The organism is Leucobacter sp. G161, from assembly GCF_001482305.1.
In the GTDB taxonomy this organism is placed as follows: Bacteria; Actinomycetota; Actinomycetes; order Actinomycetales; family Microbacteriaceae; genus Leucobacter.
Map to the genome: position 1 here is coordinate 80,093 of NZ_LOHP01000084.1, position 14,902 is coordinate 94,994.

13 protein-coding genes are annotated in these 14,902 nt (G+C 67.3%); 8 read left to right on the top strand and 5 right to left on the bottom strand.

The window, feature by feature from the left end; translation table 11 throughout:
• The first annotated feature begins 254 nt into the window (after positions 1-254).
• The 4 genes from AUL38_RS14760 (at position 255) to AUL38_RS14775 (ending at position 4,388) form a co-directional block, all read left to right on the top strand.
• Positions 255-1,475: a sensor histidine kinase gene (locus AUL38_RS14760; RefSeq protein ID WP_059063230.1), complete on the top strand. Its 1,221-nt coding sequence runs from the start codon at positions 255-257 to the stop codon at positions 1,473-1,475.
• The gene (locus AUL38_RS14765) at positions 1,468-2,160 is read left to right on the top strand and encodes a response regulator transcription factor (protein WP_059063232.1); all 693 of its coding nucleotides are present in this window, start codon (positions 1,468-1,470) and stop codon (positions 2,158-2,160) included. Before AUL38_RS14760 ends, AUL38_RS14765 begins: the two co-directional genes overlap by 8 nt.
• Before the next feature lie 52 nt (positions 2,161-2,212).
• Complete coding sequence (locus AUL38_RS16960; RefSeq protein WP_083506935.1) at positions 2,213-3,616, top strand: aspartate dehydrogenase domain-containing protein; 1,404 nt, start codon at positions 2,213-2,215, stop codon at positions 3,614-3,616.
• 79 nt (positions 3,617-3,695) lie between these two features.
• Positions 3,696-4,388 carry a YitT family protein gene (locus AUL38_RS14775; RefSeq protein ID WP_059063383.1) on the top strand — a complete coding sequence of 231 codons (693 nt, stop codon included), beginning with the start codon at positions 3,696-3,698 and terminating at the stop codon, positions 4,386-4,388.
• A 45-nt stretch (positions 4,389-4,433) separates the two neighbouring features.
• Here the strand turns inward: AUL38_RS14775 and AUL38_RS14780 are convergent, their stop codons facing one another.
• The 4 genes from AUL38_RS14780 to AUL38_RS14795 form a co-directional block, all read right to left on the bottom strand.
• Complete coding sequence (locus AUL38_RS14780; RefSeq protein WP_059063234.1) at positions 4,434-6,485, bottom strand: NADPH-dependent 2,4-dienoyl-CoA reductase; 2,052 nt, start codon at positions 6,483-6,485, stop codon at positions 4,434-4,436.
• Between the two features lie 88 nt (positions 6,486-6,573).
• Positions 6,574-7,680: a DUF4192 family protein gene (locus tag AUL38_RS14785; RefSeq protein WP_059063236.1), complete on the bottom strand. Its 1,107-nt coding sequence runs from the start codon at positions 7,678-7,680 to the stop codon at positions 6,574-6,576.
• A gap of 105 nt (positions 7,681-7,785) precedes the next feature.
• Complete coding sequence (gene sufU / locus AUL38_RS14790; protein WP_059063238.1) at positions 7,786-8,253, bottom strand: Fe-S cluster assembly sulfur transfer protein SufU; 468 nt, start codon at positions 8,251-8,253, stop codon at positions 7,786-7,788.
• Complete coding sequence (locus tag AUL38_RS14795) at positions 8,250-9,566, bottom strand: aminotransferase class V-fold PLP-dependent enzyme (RefSeq protein ID WP_059063240.1); 1,317 nt, start codon at positions 9,564-9,566, stop codon at positions 8,250-8,252. Before AUL38_RS14795 ends, sufU begins: the two co-directional genes overlap by 4 nt.
• A gap of 141 nt (positions 9,567-9,707) precedes the next feature.
• On the opposite strand from AUL38_RS14795, the gene AUL38_RS14800 reads away from it, so the two are divergent.
• On the top strand, positions 9,708-10,385 hold the full coding sequence (locus tag AUL38_RS14800) for a trimeric intracellular cation channel family protein (RefSeq protein ID WP_201023759.1): 678 nt from the start codon (positions 9,708-9,710) through the stop codon (positions 10,383-10,385).
• A 5-nt stretch (positions 10,386-10,390) separates the two neighbouring features.
• Here the strand turns inward: AUL38_RS14800 and AUL38_RS14805 are convergent, their stop codons facing one another.
• Positions 10,391-11,620, bottom strand: coding sequence for an MFS transporter (locus AUL38_RS14805; RefSeq protein ID WP_059063243.1), 1,230 nt, complete (start codon positions 11,618-11,620; stop codon positions 10,391-10,393).
• Between the two features lie 79 nt (positions 11,621-11,699).
• Between AUL38_RS14805 and rsmI the strand changes: the two genes are divergently transcribed.
• The 3 genes from rsmI (at position 11,700) to dxr (ending at position 14,790) form a co-directional block, all read left to right on the top strand.
• Positions 11,700-12,515, top strand: a complete 816-nt coding sequence (gene rsmI, locus AUL38_RS14810; RefSeq protein WP_059063245.1) for a 16S rRNA (cytidine(1402)-2'-O)-methyltransferase — start codon at positions 11,700-11,702, stop codon at positions 12,513-12,515.
• 139 nt (positions 12,516-12,654) lie between these two features.
• On the top strand, positions 12,655-13,665 hold the full coding sequence (locus tag AUL38_RS14815; protein WP_059063247.1) for an FKBP-type peptidyl-prolyl cis-trans isomerase: 1,011 nt from the start codon (positions 12,655-12,657) through the stop codon (positions 13,663-13,665).
• A gap of 45 nt (positions 13,666-13,710) precedes the next feature.
• On the top strand, positions 13,711-14,790 hold the full coding sequence (gene dxr, locus AUL38_RS14820) for a 1-deoxy-D-xylulose-5-phosphate reductoisomerase (protein WP_059063249.1): 1,080 nt from the start codon (positions 13,711-13,713) through the stop codon (positions 14,788-14,790).
• Positions 14,791-14,902 lie beyond the last annotated feature (112 nt).

The following is a 14,902-nucleotide window of genomic DNA, read 5'->3' on the forward strand; positions in this document are numbered from 1 at the left end:
CTCTGGTGGCGGATCGGCTCGGCGGAGCGATGCTGAGGTGTCATACCATTCACGCTAGATTTGCGGCGAACGCACCGACACCACCCGCGGGTGGAATCCCGGATGGCGCATCGCTGCGGCCGATCGGCGGCGTGCATACGCTGTTGCTTCCACCCATGGGTGGTGGATGCGGGCGTGGCGAACGCCTAGTCTCGAAGTAAACGGGCACGCGGCGCACCGCCGGAGCGTGCGCAGGAGCTATTCCGAAGGACCCAGTGACGTCGAGGATCATCCACGCTGAGCCGCTCATGCGGCGATCGAAGGTGCCCGCCTGGTTCGCTGCGCGGCCGCGGGTGCTCGACGTCGTGGTGATCCTCATCGCATCGGTCCCGCAGATTGTCGCGCTCACAGTGCAGGACGTGCCGCACGAGTGGCTCGGCCAGCTCTGCGTCGCGGGCGGCGCGGTCGCGCTGTGGTGGCGGCGCAGCCACCCGCTCGCCGTGCTGCTCATCGTCGCCGCGCTCGCAGGGTTCAATCCGCTGTACAGTGGCCTCCCAAACGCCGGAAACTTTGAGGTGATGTTCGCCGCGTACGCGCTCGCAGTGCATACTCGGCTGCGCACTACGGTGCTCGGCTACCTCGCCAGCGCCCTCACCATTCCGGTCGCGGGCGCGCTGGCTGCGAGCGTAGGCGTCCGCGACGGGGCACTGCTCCTCGGCCTGCAACCGATGGCGCTTGTCGCCCTGGCAATCGGAGTGGCGGTGCGCGCGAGCAACTCACGGCGCGAAGCGGTCGAGGAGCTCGCTGCCCTGCGAGAGGAGCGCGCTGTCTCCGCGGAACGTGCGCGGATCACCGCGGAGATGCACGACGTCGTCGCGCACTCGGCGACGGTGATGATCGCGCTCGCGGGTGGCGCGCGAGCCGGGTGGGAGAAACACCCCGAGCGAGCCCGGGCCGCGCTGGAACAACTGGGCACCGTCGGCGCGCAAGCGCTCGAAGACATGCAACGCACCCTCCGCGTGCTGCGAGAAGGGGACGCGGTGCTCGACGCGGGCCTCGCGCACTCCGGCCACAACATCCCGCCCTTCGACGAACTCGTGCGCGTGTTCGCGGCGGCAGGCCTCAACGTCGAGCTGCGCGCCCCCGACGCACTGCCCGACGATCCCGCCCTCCGCACCACCCTCTACCGGATCGTGCAGGAGTCGCTCACAAACGCCCTCAGGCACGGCGCCGGCGTCACTCGGGCAACGGTTGACGTGACCTGGCTCGACGGCGCAGTGACCGTCTCCGTGACCGACGACGGCGACACCACCGGACCGAGCAGCGGCGCAGCCCAGCCTGGCTTCGGGCTGCTCGCCATGCGGGAGCGGACCGCAGCATTCGGTGGCACCCTCGATGCGGGACCGCTCGCGCAGGAACCCGGCGGCCCACCCACGCGCGGGTGGCGCACCCGCGCAACGATCCCCATCGCGACACGGGGAGGCCGCAGTGGCTAGCCAGAGCAGACCGGTGCGCGTCGTCGTCGCCGACGACCAGCGCTACGCAAGGTCGGGTGTTGCGCTCATTCTCGACTCGGATGACGGCATCGAAGTCGTCGCCGAAGCTGACAGCGGTGAGACCGCAGTTGCCGTCGTCGCCGAGGAACGGCCGGACATCGTGCTCATGGACGTGCGGATGCCGGGCATGGGCGGCATCGCAGCAACCAAGCTCATCACCGAACGGTATCCGGGCACCCGCGTGATCGTGTTCACCACGTTCGACCTCGACGAGTACGCCTTCGGGGGGCTCCAAGCAGGGGCAAGCGCGTTTCTCCTGAAGAGCGCAACCCCCGAGGCGCTCGTCGGCGCAGTGAAAACCGTCGCCGCTGGCGCCGCTGTCGTCGAACCCCGCGTCACTTCCCGGCTCATCGAGCACTACCTCACCTCGCGCACCGCACCCGACCGCATGGGCGCCGCCGGCACAGGAGGAGCTCGGCAGCTCGACGAGTTGAGCCCGCGAGAACGCGACATCTTCGTCGCCATCGTGCAGGGCAGCACCAATTCCGAGATCGCGGCCGAACTCCACCTCGCGCAGTCCACCGTGAAGTCCCACATCAACTCGATCTTCGCAAAGCTGCACCTGCGAGACCGAGTCCAAGCGGTGATCCTCGGCCACGAGCTCGGGCTGCACCCACGCAGATAGTCCGCCGCCGCGCACGGGCAGACCCTTTGCCGCGGCACGTTAGGCTGGCAGCATGACATCGGTAGCGCGCGGCCGCCCCCTCGCGTCGTCACGGGAAACCCTCGCAGACGCGGCGAGTGAGCTCTTCCTCGAACAGGGATACGACGCGACCACGGTTGTCGACATCACCAAACGCGCGGGGGTCAGCCGATCCTCCTTCTTTAACTACTTCGACGGCAAAGCGGCGACGATCTGGTACGCGCTCGACGAGCACCTTGACAGATTCTGTGGGCCCGAAGCCGATCACGACGCGTTCTCGGTCGCTGCGCTCGCCGCAGCCCTCGGGGATGCTCCGCCGCACACCCTCGCGCTCGCGATCACGAACGCCGAGGTCATGGGGGTCGCCGAGGAGCTCACCACTGGTCGGGCACTGCGCCAGTCGGCGCTCGGGGCGGCGCTCGCTGCGGATCTGTGTCGGCGGGACCGGAGCCGTGCGATGTTCCTCTGCGAGATCGCCGGGGCGGCACAGGCGGCTGCGGTGTTCGCCGCGATCTGGCGCTGGGCCGCACTCGGGGCGGGGACCCACAGGGCCGACGCGGAGATCACCGCCGCGCTGGCTGCGGTCCCCGAGGCACCCCGTGCGGGCGGCAGCGCGTTGCGCGTTGCTGTGATTGGTGCCGGCGCCATCGGCAGCCGTGTCATTGAGCAGCTCGCGACCGGCAGGGTTGCCGGGACGGTTCTCGCGGGAGTGGTCACGAGACGCCCTGACGCACTCAGCGAAACGGTCGGGGCCCTCGCAACGGGGATCACCGACTTCGGTGACGATCTGGCCGGAGCGATCGCCGCGAGTGATCTCGTTGTCGAGTGCGCGGGGATCGGCGCGGCACGTGAGTTCGGGACCCAGGTCATCGCAGCCGGGCGAGACCTGCTGCTCGTATCGATTGGTGCGCTTGCGGACGAGGCGACGCGTGCGGCGCTCGTTGAGGGGCCCGGCGTGCTGCGGCTCGCGAGCGGCGCGATCGGCGGGCTCGACATCCTCGCCTCGGCGGCGCGACCGGGAGGCATTCCCGGCGGTATCGCACGCGCGAGCATCACCTCCACGAAGGAAGCGACATCGCTCGTGCAACCGTGGATGGGGGAACAGGAGGCATCCCGGCTCCGCTCCACGACCGAGGCATTTACGCTGTTCGAGGGATCTGTCGCTGAAGCTGTCGAGCTCTACCCGGGGTCGTTGAACGTCGCCTGCGCGCTCGCGCACGCGACCGCGCTGTGGGATGAGGTGCGGGTGCAGCTGGTGGCGGATCCCGGTGCGGATCGCACGATCCACGAGATCAGTGCGAGTGGCTCGGCAGGCGACTATCGGTTTGTGATGACGAACGCCGTATCCGAGGCAAACCCGACCTCGAGCGCGGTCGTCGCAGAATCAGTGCTGCGCGGGATCGGTGAAATCGCGCGACCGAACCGTTCGTTCGCGTAGCCGCGGCTGCTCGGCGGAGGCGCTCGTGAGTGCGAGGCAGCCGCGCGCCCGGACGACGTGGGAGCACTACACTGGATCGGTGAGGAAACAGCGACCCCCGAAAAAGCTCGATCGTCTGCCGCGTCGAGCGCTGCAGCTCACGATCGGACTCGCCCTGTTCGGTCTCGGAGTCTCGCTGATTTTGCACTCGAACCTGGGCGCCGCGTCCTGGGATGTGCTCACCCAAGGGTTGAGCCATCACCTCCCACTGAGCTTCGGCACCATCACGATCATCATGAGTGGGCTCGTACTACTGTGCTGGATTCCGCTCCGCCAGCGGGTCGGCATCGGCACCGTGGCGAACGCGGTGCTTATTGGTGTCTTCGCTGATGTTGGGCTCGCGCTGTTTGTCACGCCCGAGGCATTCTGGGCACGGGTGCTCATGATGCTGCTCGGCGTGCTTCTTGTCGGACTCGCAAGCGGGATCTACATCGGGGCCGGCTTCGGCTCGGGGCCGCGCGACGGCCTGATGATCGGCCTGCACGAGGTCACTGGGCTGCCCATTTGGGTCGTGCGCACCGCCCTTGAGGTGCTCGTTGTGGTCGCCGGCTGGTTCCTCGGCGGCACGGTGGGCATCGGAACGCTCGCCTTCGCGGTGTTCATCGGGCCGCTGTGCCAGATCTTCTTGCCGATGTTTGAGATTCGCGATGCCGCACCCGCGGTGGCAGCCGTTCCGGCAGTCGAATCGGCTGACGATGCTGCCACAGAGCCGGAGCCGGCGCCGAGCGTCTAACCCGACGCCGAGCGTCTCACCCGGCGCTGGCTCGGCAGCGACCACCTAGATGGTGGCTGCCAGACGGGTCCCCTGGTCGATGGCGCGCTTCGCGTCAAGCTCACCGGCGACGTCTGCGCCACCGATGAGGTGCGTCGTCACGCCGAGACCGATCAATTCATCGGCGAGGTCGCGGCGGGACTCCTGCCCAGCACACACCACGATCGAGTCCACCTGGAGCACCTGGGCCTGGCCGTCGACTGAGATGTGCAGGCCCGCGTCATCGATGCGATCGTATTCGACGCCGCCGATCATCTGTACGCCTCGGCGGGCGAGCTCGGTGCGGTGGATCCAGCCCGTCGTCTTGCCGAGACCCTTGCCCAGCTTGCCGTCCTTGCGCTGCAGCATGAAGAGTTCGCGAGGCGGGGCGAGCTGGGCCGGTGTGGTGAGTCCACCAGCGTGCTCGTACGCTGGGTCGACGCCCCAGTGCGCGAGAAACTCGCCAGTGGTGGCCGGATCTCCGTTGCGCCCCGGGGAATCCTCAGGCTCGGTGAGAAATTCTGCCGTGTCGAACCCGATGCCTCCCGCGCCGATGACGGCGACCCTCTTCCCGACGGTTGCGCCGTCACGGAGCACATCGAGGTAGCCAACGACCGAGGGATGATCGATGCCTGGGATAGCGGGTGTTCGCGGGGTGACACCCGTGGCGATGATGACCTCGTCAAAGCCCTCGCTCGCGATCGTGGCTGCAGTCGCCTCGTCGCCGAGACGCAGCTGCACCCCGGTCTCCGCGAGCCTGACGCCGAAGTAGCGCAGGGTCTCGCGGAACTCGCTCTTGCCAGGAACTCGCATGGCAACGTTGAGTTGGCCGCCAATATGGTCGGCAGTGTCAAAGAGTGTGACGTCGTGGCCGCGTTCGCCTGCGGTGACGGAGAATGCGAGCCCTGCGGGGCCAGCTCCGACCACTGCGAGCCGTTTGGGAGTGTGCGTAGCAGTGATGATGAGTTCGGTTTCGTGCCCCGCGCGGGGGTTCACCAGGCAGGAAGTGAGCTTTCCCGAGAACGTGTGGTCGAGGCACGCCTGATTGCAGGCGATGCACGTGTTGATGCGTTCGGGAGTGCCCGACGCGGACTTCGAGATGAACTCTGCGTCGGCGAGGAAGGGCCGCGCGAGCGAGACCATGTCGGCATCGCCCGCTTCGAGAATGTGCTCGGCGGCCTCGGGCGTATTGATGCGGTTGGTCGCGATGAGCGGCAGCGAGACCTTGTCGCGGAGCTCGCGCGTCACCCAAGCAAAGGCCCCCCGCGGCACCGACGCGGCGATGGTGGGAATGCGTGCCTCGTGCCAGCCGATCCCCGTATTGATGACGGTGGCGCCTGCGGCCTCGACACGCTGGGCGAGTTCCACGACCTCCTCGAGCGTCGATCCGCCTGGCACGAGATCGAGCATGGAGAGCCGGTAGATGATGATGAACTCGGCCCCGACAGCCTCGCGCACGCGGCGGACAATCTCGACAGGCAGCCGCAGCCGACCGTCGAGATCTCCGCCCCAACGGTCAGCCCGTTGGTTGGTCTCGAGAGCGATGAACTCGTTGATGAGGTAGCCCTCCGATCCCATGATCTCGACGCCGTCGTAGCCGACCGACTGGGCGAGTTGGGCCGCGCGCACGAAGTCTGTGATGGTGCGTTCGATGTCTGCGTCGCTGAGCTCGCGCGGGGTGAGCGGTGAGATGGGTGCGCGTACGGGGCTTGGCGCGACGAGATCGGGTTGCGCACCGTAGCGGCCCGCGTGAAGTAACTGGAGCGCAATTCTGCCGCCCTCGCCGTGCACTGCATCAGTCACCAGTCGGTGCGGTGCGGCATCCTCACTGCTCGCCATCGTCGCGCCGCCGACAGAGAGCCGGCCCTCCTCATTCGGCGAGATGCCGCCGGTCACGATGAGCGCCACACCGCCGGCGGCGCGCTCACGGTAGAAGGCGGCGAGGCGGTCGAAGCCCCCGGGGAGCTCTTCGAGCCCGAGATGCATAGACCCCATGATCGCCCGGTTAGGCAGTGTCACACCCGTGTGCGGGAGGGTGATCGGCGTGAAGAGATGGGGGTACGAAGTCGTCGTTGACATGAAAGCCTCTCTGCAGAATGTCACCCGAATCTAGCGGGGCCGCGCACCGAAGTCGAACACGTAGGCCCGTTCCCACAACCCTGGAGGCTCACTCCTGAGCGGAGGCAGTTGGGAAACTCCCATGTTCAATCACGCGTTTGGCGAGGCGCGCAACCTCGTGATGCGGATCCAGCGTGAGCGCCTCCTCGATTTGGCGGCGCGCGACCGATTCGAGGCCACGCACCCACCACGCCAGTGCGCTCAGCGCAATCAGCGCGGGCTTGGACGCACGGGATGCGAGCGGCACGAGAAATGCGAGATGCTCGGATGCGGCGCGCAGCCCGGCCATCACGGCGTGCTGGGTCTGCCGCGCAGGCATTGTCGCGTGCCGTGTGCCGGCAGGAAGCGCCTCCGTCAATGCCTCACGCGTTTCCATCCGGGGAGCGCTGACGCTCGCTCCCCGCGCGAGCTCATCGAAGGTGGCAGCCCAGCCGGCATCGGTGCGAAGCGCTCCCAAGAGCCTGGCGGTCTCGGTCGGGGTGAGTGGTTCAGGGGTGAAGAGCCGAGTGATCTCGGCGCGCGACGTCGCGCGGTCGCTCCGCTCGGGCGCTGCAGCAATCGCGGTGAACGCCTGGGCAACCGCTTCCCGTTCCGCAGCCGGCACACGCCGGAAGACTCCGAGCTCTGTGAGTGCCGGAGGTGCGCTCGGCGCTGCAGCCGAGCTAGCTGCAATCTCGGAGAGCGGCCGCCCACGTCTCGGCGCCAGCGGATCAAGGTAGCTCACCCAGCCGTCTGGAGCGAGGCAGCAGAGCTCCCGAGGCGCTGCATGAGCGCGCTGCAGCCGGGCGAACAGGAGCGTCGCGAGTGCCTGCCAGGGTGGCCCGCCTGCCTCCTCGAAACTCAGGGAACTCGAGATCGCGATGGCCGGGGCGGAGGGGCCATGGAGGGTGCGGGCTCTGCCCAGGAGTAGCTCGAGATCGTCGAGATAGTCGCTGAGTGCTGCAGGGTCTTCGGTGTCCGGCAGATCCACCCGGAGGGCGCTGTGCGCTTGGGCCCCTGTGAATAGGACGAGGAACAGGCTGTCAGGCGCGGTGAACCCGACGAGGCGGGGGAGCGCAGCCAGAAAGTCCGCGGTCGAGGTGCAGCGAATGCGTTCAGGTGCAGCGGTGGCGCTGGCGGTGGACGTGGGGTCGGGGAGCGTGTGAGAACTGGTCATGAGACCAGCGTGCGTGCTGGGCAGCCCAAAGCCTGCCCTATCCACAGGCGACCGATCACCCGCGACCCGCAGACCCCTGTGTGGGGAACAGCAGGGGCCTGCTGGTTAGCGCTGAGCGTCGACCTGTGTCAGGTCGGCCTCGAGGGCGACCCACGCGAGCATGGCGCACTTCACCCGCATGACGAACTTCGAGACGCCCTGCAGCGCGATTGCGTCGCCGAGGAGTTCCTCGTCGGGCTCGCCTGCGGTTTTGCCGTGGATCATCTCGCGGAACGCGGCGATCCGCTCCCGGGCTGCCGCCCCATCGAGCGTCTCGTCTCGGACGATCTGCGCCAGGATGGACGCCGACGCCATCGAGATTGAGCAGCCCTGGCCTTCCCACGCGAGCGAGGTGATCTCGCCGGAGGTGGGGTCAACCGCGATGGACACGTCGATCTCGTCGCCACAGCTCGGGTTGAACTCGTGATGCGAGGCGGTAAGTGAACCCTCCGCCGGTGTCAGCTCACCCTTGCCGATGGGGCGCTTCGAATGGTCGAGAATAACCTCTTGATACAGTCCGTCGAGCGCGCTCACGCGGACACCTCCGTTCCAAAGTACTGTTGTGCGCCGCGAAGCGCGGCAATAAAGCGATCGACCTCGTCCTCGGTGGAGGTGACGTGCACGCTCGCCCGGGTCGAGGAGGCCATACCGAGGGCGCGGTGCAGCGGCTGCGCGCAGTGATGCCCGACCCGCACGAGTACACCCTGCTCATCGAGGAACTGGCCAAGGTCATGGGCGTGCAAGCCCTCGACCGATACTGCCGTCAGCGCGACCCGCTGGGACGTGTCCGCCGGGCCGAGCAGCCGGACACCGCGCAGCTCGGCGATGCCCGCAACGAGTCGCTCGACGAGCTCGTACTCGCGCGCGGCGACGCGATCCATGCCGATATCGGTGAGGAACTGAGCTGCGGCGCCCAGGCCAACCACCTGCGAAACCGGCTGCGTGCCCGCCTCGAAACGGAGCGGCGGCGGCATGAACTCGGCACCCTCCATCGTGACCTTGGTGATTGCTGATCCACCGGTACGGGCAGCTGGTAACGCATTGAGCATGTCCGGGGTGCCGTAGAGCACGCCGATGCCGTTCGGGCCGAGCATCTTATGGCCGGAGAACGCAGCGAAGTCGACGCCGAGCTCCGCGAAGTTCACGGGGATGTGCGGCACCGACTGGCATGCGTCGAGCACGGTGACTGCGCCGACGCCGCGTGCAAGCTCGACGAGCTCAGCGACCGGCGCGACAAAGCCTGTTACGTTCGAGACGTGCGCGAACGCGAAGAAGCGGGTCTTCGCGTTGAGCGCGGCGCGGGCATCATCGAGCGTCCACGTGCCGTCCTCGCGCACGGGAATGTACTTCAGTGTCGCGCCCGTTTTCGTCGCGAGGCGCTGCCACGGAATGAGGTTGGCGTGGTGCTCAGCCTCGGTGATGAGGATCTCATCGCCAGCGCCGAGGGCGAACCGCTCGGATCCGGCAACGCCGTTGCCTGAGTTGGCCTCGCCGATACCGAGTGTGACGAGGTTCAGGGCGTCGGTCGCGTTCTCAGCCCACACGATCTGCTCCGGGGCCGCAGCGCCCACGAACTCTGCGATGGCGGCGCGGGCGCCCTCGAAGGCGCCGGTCGCGGCGCCGACAGCCCCGCTCGTGCCGCGGTGCACGGCCGCGTTGGAACGCTCAAGGAAGGATCGTTCGGCGTCGAGCACCACGAGCGGACGTTGCGAGGTCGCAGCCGAATCGAGATAGGCCGGGACCAGCGCGGTCGCGGCTCCAGCCGCAGCCTGCTCGTCGATCGCAGCGAAGTAGGGAAATGCGGCGCGAAGGCCTGCAACTTCAACCGGGGACAGAGACGCATGCATACGTCCATTGTTCCACCTCGGGGCGTCGACTGGCCGGTGAGCACGCTCAGCTGCCTACGCTGCAAGCGAATTGTGTGTGCTGAGGCCCGCGGGGACGCAAACGGGCCCCCGCGGGGGCGCACATCGCCTAGGATCAGAATCGTGATCGGCGATGTGATCTATGAAGCACTGCAGCTTGCGGGAATCCTCGCGTTCGCGCTGTCCGGCGCGCTCGTGGGCGTCCGTCGGAACCTGGACATCCTCGGGGTGGTTGTGGTCGGCGCGGCCACCGGCACCGGCGGCGGAATCCTTCGCGACATGCTCCTCGGTGTACATCCGCCGGTGTCGTTTCTCCACTGGCCCAACCTCGCAGTCGCGATTGCCGGGTCGCTCGTGGTGTTCTTCGTCCACCCTGGCCTGAGCCGCATTCGGTACTTTGAGGTCGTGTTCGACGCATTTGGCCTCGGACTGTTTTCTGCGAACGGTGCGGCACTCGCATTCGCGAGCGGCCAAACCCCCATCACGGCGGTACTCGTCGGCACGATTGCAGCGATCGGCGGCGGCGTCATTCGCGACGTGCTCGTGAACACGGTCCCCGGAGTCCTCACACGGGAGTTGTACGCGGTGTCCGCACTCGTTGGCGCCGGCCTTGCCGTGGGCGTCGCCGCGCTCGGGGCCGGCGTGAACGTTGCTTCGGTGATCGGCGGCACCGTCGCAATCGGCTTGCGCCTCACCTCGGTCGCGCGAGGCTGGCATCTGCCTCGGCCGAAGTTTGCGCCGGAACCGCGCAGCGGCACGACTGAAGCCCCCGAGCCGACGCCAGGCAGCGCAGGCGCCTAACGACGCTATAGGTCGCGGCCACTCCCTGACGGCGTCAGCATCCAGTTAATGACACCGGCGAGCAGGGCGAATGCTCCGGCATAGAAGGGAAGCGCCATCGCAGCCTGCACGCCGACGTTCTCGGCGACGGTGCCGCCGATGGCGGATGAGAGTGACTGGCCGAGGATCACGCCTGAGCCGAGCATCGTCATCACTGTCGCGCTGCGGCCCTCAGGGCTGCGCGCGGTACCGAGACTGTACAGCGTTACCAGCAGTGGCCCGATGCCGATGCCGGTGAGCGCGAGGCCCGCAGCAATGCCGCCCATGGTGGTGGAGGTGGCGAGGAGCGCCTCACCGGCTACAACGAACAGACCGAAAACGAGCCAGCGATACCGGAGCGTGAACTTCGGCGAGAAGAACGCGACGGAGATCGCGAGAATCGCCGAGCCGATACCCATGATGCCGTAAAACAGGCCAGCTGCCTCGGGCCTACCCTGTTCCTGCATGAAGGCGGTGAGCGCGGTGAGCGTCGTGCCAAAGACGAGGCCGACACCGGCGATCCCTGCGACGACGACGAGCAGCGAGGGCCGCGCGAGCTCGGAAGCAGGTGCGAGCGTTTCCGCGCGCTCGGCGGCTGTCTTCGCCGGGGCGCTCGTGTGGTGCAGTGCAAACGAGATGATGAACAGGATCGTGAGCGCAGCAGCGGCGAGGATCGGGGTACGCGGTCCGAAGAATGTCGCGAGCAGCCCAACGATCACGGGACCGAAGACGAATACCACCTCGTCGGCAGCGGACTCGTAGGCAAGGACCTGTGACATCACCTTGGGACGTCGAGCGGGAGGCAAGAAGTTCTGAATGATGAGCACGAGCCGAGATCGCGACATGGGTGACGTTTGCGGGCTCGTCGCTCCGACGAAGAACGCGACCACAAGCATCGCCCAGTCGGGGGCCGCTGAGTATGCAATGAACGCGAGCGTGACCAGTGCCGCGCTGTGGGTGACCGCCGCGATGAGCAGCGCGATCCGCTGCCCGTACCGATCCGCAGCGGCGCCAAGGAACGGGCCGACAATGGCGGATCCGATCCCGACCACAGCGGACGAGATCCCGCCGAGTTGCAGGGAGCCTCGCGCAGAAACGATGAGCGTGAGCACACCGACCACCATCATCGCGAACGGAAGCCGAGCGACGAGCGCGAGCGGGAAGTAGGCGACGCCTGTGCGCTCGATGAGTGTGGGGGCCGGGGAGGAATCTTGCATAGCCGCCCTAGCCTACCCGACCGTTGAATATCCGGCTCAGGTGGATTGCGGAGTGCCAGGTGCCCGTAGCATTGAGCACATGATCCTCCTTGCGGCGACCCCCATCGGCAACCTCGGCGATGCGTCGACCAGACTCCGCGAGACGCTCGCAGGGGCGACGGTTATTGCGGCAGAGGATACGCGGCACACCGCTCAACTGCTCCGTCTCCTTGAGATCGAGAACCGGCCAGAGCTGGTCGCGCTGCACGATCACAACGAGCACGATCGTGCAGCGAGCCTCGTCGAACGCGCAAAACACGAGGACATTGTGCTCGTGAGCGACGCGGGCATGCCGACGGTGTCGGACCCAGGGTTCCGCGTCGTGCAGCTCGCCGCGGAGCAGGGCGTTACCGTGAGCGCGATCCCAGGCCCCTCCGCTGTGATCACCGCGCTCGCGGTGTCAGGGCTGCCGACCGACAGGTTCGCGTTCGAGGGCTTCCTTCCGCGGAAGGCCGGAGATCGAGCGAAGCTGCTCCGGGAGCTCGCTGGTGAGCGGCGGACGCTCGTGTTCTTCGAAGCGCCGTCCAGGCTCGCCACGTCGCTCGCCGACCTCGCAGATACGTTTGGGGCGGATCGTCCAGCGGCAGTCTGCCGGGAGCTGACGAAGATGTACGAAGAGGTCAAGCGGGGCGGGCTCGCCGACCTCGCCGAATGGGCGCGGACCGGCGTGCGGGGCGAGATCGTGCTTGTAGTCGGCGGCGCGACAGCTGCCGTTGCCTCTCCGGAAGCGGCGCTCGCGGAGGTGTTGTCGCGCGTCGCCGCGGGGGATCGCCTGAAGGATGTCGCCCGCGAGGTCGCCGAGGCATCCGGGCTGTCGAGCAAGGAACTCTACGCTGCAGCCATCGCCGCGAAGTAACTGGAATAGCCAGGTGGAGCAAGCAGCGGTGAATCTCGAAAATGAAACAAGCCGGGTACGTTCACAGTCTTGCGACGCATCTATACCCCAGACTGGAAGTAACGACCGAACCTCCGAACGAATGAAGAACAGGCCTCAAGTGAAACTTTCCCGTGTACTGCTCCCCACTGCCATCGTCGGCGCACTCCTGCTCACCGGCTGCAGCGCCGGGGGAGGCCCGGGCAAGGACGCCTCGGGCACCGAGTGCCTGCCGTCGGGCGCGGCCAGCGACGCGATCGCAGTGAAGGGCGAAGTTGGCGTCGACCTCGAACTCACCAACAAGCTGCCGGTGAAGGCCGACAAGCTTGAGCGCACTGTGCTCACCGAGGGCAAGGGCGATGTCATCGAGGACGGGCAGACCATCGATGTCGCGCTCGCGATCTTCAACGGCACGAGCGGCGAGCCGATGCAGCAGCAGCCCGAAGCTCCCATGGCCTACACGAAGGGTGCACTGATGAGCTGGGCTGACGAAGCCTTCCGTTGCGCCGTTCCCGGCCAGCAGGTGACTCTTACCGCGTCGTTCAGTGAGATGTACGACGGGGTCGAGCCCGAGCAGATGGGCCTGGCCGACATGACGAAGGACGATCCCGTTGTCGTCGTGATGAACTTCGGCGAGATCACCGAGACCAAGGCTGAGCCGGGCACGCTTGAGCCGGGCGACTTGCTCAAGAAGGCCGAGGGCAAGGCGCAGGCAGCACCGAAGGGCTTCCCGACAGTGAAGCTCGCCGACAACGGCGAGCCGACGATCACGATGCCCGAGGGCGTCGAACCGCCGAGCGAGCTCTCGGTCGCGACGCTGATCGAGGGCGACGGCGAGGTCGTCGAGCCCGGCGATCGCGTCTACGTCAACTACCGCGGCGTCATCTGGCGCACCGGCGAAGAGTTTGACTCGAGCTGGAGCCGCGGCGAGCCCATCCCGTTCCGCACGAACGAAGTGATTCCCGGTTTCACGAAGGCGCTTGAGGGTCAGAAGGTCGGCTCGCAGGTTATCTCGGTCGTGCCGGCCGAAGATGGCGGTTACGGCGCAGACTGGCTCACGGGCAAGGGCTACGAAGCCGACGACGTGATGGTCTTCGTGCTCGACATCCTCGGAACCGTTCACTCCGAATAGTCTCGGCGGGTCAGAATCCCAGCGCGCCTCATGCAGAATAGATGCATGAGGCGCGTTGTGATTTTGGGGTCCACCGGTTCGATCGGCGAGCAGGCGCTCGACGTGATCAGGAGGCACCCTGATCGCTTTGAGATCGTTGGGCTCGTGACGGGGTCGAACGCGGCCAGGCTCGCGGAGCAGGCCGCCGAGTTCGGGGTCGAACACACCGGGCTCGGTGTCGACGCTGCTGTGCAGATCGTGCGCGACGTCGAGGCCGATGTCGTGCTCAACGGCATCACCGGCTCCGTCGGGCTGGCGCCGACGATCGCCGCGCTCGAGGCCGGCCGCACGCTCGCGCTCGCGAACAAGGAATCGCTCATCGTTGGCGGCGAGTTGGTGCAGCGGCTCGCCGCCCCCGGCCAGATCGTCCCCGTCGACTCGGAGCACTCGGCGCTCGCGCAGGCCCTGCGCTCCGGGACACACTCGGAGGTGCGCAGGCTCGTGCTCACTGCGTCGGGCGGGCCGTTCCGCGGGCGCACCCGTGCGGAGCTCGCGAACGTGACCCCCGCTGAGGCGCTCGCGCACCCGACGTGGGACATGGGCCGCGTCGTCACGACGAACTCAGCAACGCTCGTGAACAAGGGGCTCGAAGTCATCGAGGCGCACCTGCTGTTCGACATCGCCTACGAGCAGATCGAGGTGGTGGTGCATCCGCAGTCGATTGTGCACTCGATGGTGGAGTTCATTGACGGATCCACCATTGCGCAGGCCTCGCCGCCCGACATGCGCCTGCCGATCGCGCTCGGCCTCACCTGGCCGGAGCGGCTCTCGAACATCGGCGAGCCGATCGACTGGACGCGGGCGGCGACCTGGGAGTTTGAGCCCGTGGACAACGACGCGTTCCCGGCGCTGAATCTCGCGAAGCAGGTCGGTGAGGCTCGCGGCACGTACCCTGCCGTGTTCAACGCGGCGAACGAGGAGGCGGTTGACGCGTTCCACGACGGCAAGATCCCGTTCACCGGCATCGTCGACGCCGTGAGCGAGGTGGTGGATCGCCACGACGCGCCAGGCGAGCTTACGCTCGAGTCGCTCGCGGAGGCTGAGGCCTGGGCGCGCGCAGAGGCGCACACCCTCTTCGCGGGCTGAATCCGGTCGACGGCTCTGGGGTTCCCCGGCCGCACCCTGTAGTGCTCTGACGCGCCCGCACTCCTCCCCACCCCCGATTAATCCATTCCGACCCCAAATCGCCCCAAGCAGG

Coding starts and splice junctions, on each gene's coding strand:
- rsmI (WP_059063245.1), top strand. CDS start 11,700: ATGATCCTCCTTGCGGCGACCCCCATCGGCAACCTCGGCGATGCGTCG.
- AUL38_RS14780 (WP_059063234.1), bottom strand. CDS start 6,485: ATGTCAACGACGACTTCGTACCCCCATCTCTTCACGCCGATCACCCTC.
- dxr (WP_059063249.1), top strand. CDS start 13,711: ATGAGGCGCGTTGTGATTTTGGGGTCCACCGGTTCGATCGGCGAGCAG.
- AUL38_RS14805 (WP_059063243.1), bottom strand. CDS start 11,620: ATGCAAGATTCCTCCCCGGCCCCCACACTCATCGAGCGCACAGGCGTC.
- AUL38_RS16960 (WP_083506935.1), top strand. CDS start 2,213: ATGACATCGGTAGCGCGCGGCCGCCCCCTCGCGTCGTCACGGGAAACC.
- AUL38_RS14795 (WP_059063240.1), bottom strand. CDS start 9,566: ATGCATGCGTCTCTGTCCCCGGTTGAAGTTGCAGGCCTTCGCGCCGCA.
- AUL38_RS14785 (WP_059063236.1), bottom strand. CDS start 7,680: ATGACCAGTTCTCACACGCTCCCCGACCCCACGTCCACCGCCAGCGCC.